Annotated in this window: 1 protein-coding gene and 1 pseudogene; both read left to right on the top strand. The window is 60.6% G+C overall.

Translation table 11 applies throughout. The features are described from left to right. Positions 1–675: 675 nt before the first annotated feature. Positions 676–1394: pseudogene (locus VIO10_RS13425) on the top strand (IS6 family transposase). Between the two features lie 51 nt (positions 1395–1445). Further along, on the top strand, positions 1446–2558 hold the full coding sequence (locus VIO10_RS13420) for a response regulator (RefSeq protein ID WP_331965085.1): 1113 nt from the start codon (positions 1446–1448) through the stop codon (positions 2556–2558). The last annotated feature ends 317 nt before the right edge of the window (positions 2559–2875 follow it).

Here is a 2875-nt window from a genome sequence, read left to right as displayed (position 1 = left end):
TGATTGGCAAGACACTCGCGGCGCCCCGTATCTTCGCCCGGGTGCTCTTGTTCTTCCGCCGCCCAACGGGCGTTGCCAGCCATCAAAGCTGTCAGCGCTGTGGCGGGAGTCGTAGGGGCCTCAGGGTTGCAGACCTCCGCTAGCGCCTCGTTCCGCCAGATCATTGGCGAGACTGCAGTAGTCAGAACGGTTAGTGCGCCGAGCCGTAGCAAACCTCGCCTACTAATCGAATGGTTCACGCTTGTCATCAGTCGTCCTTTGGGTTCGACTTCGTAAGGTATTTCCATTTTAACTGGGGTTTCCATTTGAATTCTGATTCACAGTGGCACCAACACCAACGGGCTTACAAACGCGCAGTTCGAGCCCGGCTTTGAGGCCAAAGGATTTCCCACCGCTTGGCAGTGAACCGGTTCTGCCTCGCTTTGGCCTAAGACGCCCCGATTGATCCAGCCAGCAGGTTTGGAAGTCATCGAACGCAAGAGGACTATGAGATTTCGACGGCTCGTTCCTGCGCGCGCGCAGTGGCGATGCGCACGGCCCATCGGCACCGGAGAACGCTTAGATGGTGAGCCGTTGCGCGTCACTTCGATTTTTTCTCTCTGTGGGCGAGTAATTCGGTGCCGATGCCGGATGTGTTGCAACTTTGGCGGGGGTAGCTGGTAGCCTGAAAAGATCGTGAAGAACGTAACCCGACCGGCAATCTTCAAGTGGCGGCAGACGGCGCCGGAGCTGATTCTTTGTGCGGTGCGCTGGTATCTTCGGTACTCGCTCTCGCTCCGCGATGTCGAAGAGTTGCTCGCCGAACGCGGTCTGGAGTGGATCACACGACGATCTGGCGTTGGGTTCAACGTTACGGTCCCGAACTGGAGCAGCGGCTGCGCCGTCATCTCAAGCCGACCAACAAATCCTGGCGTGTCGATGAGACGTATATTCGAGTGAAGGGCCGTTGGTGTTACCTCTATCGGGCCATCGATTCCACCGGTGCCACTATCGACTTCCTGCTGTCGGCGTTGCGCGATGCTGCGGCGGCCAAACGCCTGTTCCGCAAGGCTCTCAGCGATCCATCGCACCCCCAGCCCCGCGTCATCAATACTGATCAGGCCCGCCTCTACGGCGCGGCGATTGCAGCAGTGAAAGAGGAAGGAACCCTGCGCCGCCGCTGCCGACATCGACCGGTCCAATACTTGAACAACATCCTGGAGCAGGATCATCGAGCGATCAAACGACGAGTGAAGGCCAAGCAGAGCTTTCGTGAGTTCCAAGCAGCCCGGCGAACGATTGAGGGATACGAGGCAATGCACATGATCCGGAAGGGGCAGGCGCGGTGGGTCAGCGACGCTGATGTTCGCCAACAGAATCAGTTCATCGACCAGCTCTTCGATCTGGCTGCCTGAGACTTCGCCGCCCAGTTCCTCTCGGGGCGTCCTCCGTCACCGTTTTCAAAGTTGCAACACTTCCTCTTTGACGCCTTCACCCAGGCCGATTCCTCGACCACCCGAAAGTACGGCGGAAGCGGGCTAGGCCTCGCGATCGTCAAACGGCTGGTCGAGATGTACGGGGGCGCGATAACCGTCCAGAGCGAGATCGGCAAAGGCAGCACCTTCAGCTTCACCGCCGAGTTCAAGACCCGCCCGGGCCGTGCGACGGTCGCGCCGCCGCCAGCCGCGAACGTGGAGCTGGCCGGCATGCGCATCCTGGTGGTCGACGACACCGCGGTCAACCGAATGATCCTGCGCGAGGCGCTCACCTCGCAGGGTGTCATAGTTACCTGTGTTGAGAGCGGCCCGGATGCGCTGGAAGAAATCGATCGGGCCGCGGCGGGCAGCGACCCCTATCGCGCGGTACTGCTGGATTGCCGGATGCCAGGGATGGACGGGATAGAAGTGGCCGATCGGATTCGGCATCGCGGGCTTGGGCCGCACGACCGTCCGATCATTCTGATGCTCACCTCCGACGACTTGGGCGCGACCATGGCGCGCGCTCGCAAGGCGGGCATCGAGATCTTCATGGTCAAGCCGATAAGACGCGTCGATCTGTTCGCAGCGCTGAACCGGGCACTTGGCGCCGCTGATGCAGCATCTCAACTCATCTCGCCAGACGAGCGCAACGGCGTCCATCCGACCTCCGACAGTGACGTATTGGAAGAGATGCGTCCGCTCAGGATTCTGCTGGCCGACGATTCGCGCGACAACCGGCTACTCGTGCATGCATACGTCAAAAAGACGCCATACATTATCGACGATGCCGAAGACGGCGCCGCGGCAGTCGAAAAGTTCAGGATCGGCAGCTACGACCTGGTGCTGATGGACATCGAGATGCCGGTCATGGACGGCTACTCGGCGACCCGCGCGATACGCGCGATCGAGCGTGACACCGGACGCCGGCGCGTCCCGATCCTCGCGCTAACCGCTTCCGTCCTCGCCGAGGCGTTGGAGAAAACCATCGACGCGGGATGCGATGCGCACGTCGTCAAGCCGGTCAAGAAAGCCACCCTGCTGGCGGCCGTTCACAAGGCAACCCGCGATCCCGAAACGAACGGCGCCGGCCCGCGCGCCTGAACCGCCTGTGGCTACCAAAAACTCCGAAAGCGGCGAAAAGTCTAGAGTTCTGAGATTCACCGCTACGACGCCGCCAGCATTGGCAGTTCCGAAGGACCTGCTAGCCAGTCAGGCAAGATCGGCGAATCTTTGATGAATCGAGCCGACTTGTCGCATTCGGCAATTCAGCAAGCGATAGTTCCGCGAGGTCTAGAATCGCTGGCCAGTCATCGTCGCCCGGTGCGCGAAGCGTAACTTCGCTCATGCTGCGCCTCCATGCGCTGATTCCCATCCCTCCAATGCTTTCACGATAGCCGCGAGCCCGTCCTCCTTCAAAC

Origin of the sequence: Candidatus Binatus sp. (assembly GCF_036567905.1) — a bacterium.
GTDB lineage: Bacteria > Desulfobacterota > Binatia > Binatales > Binataceae > Binatus.
This window is presented reverse-complemented; position numbering and strand designations above follow the sequence as displayed.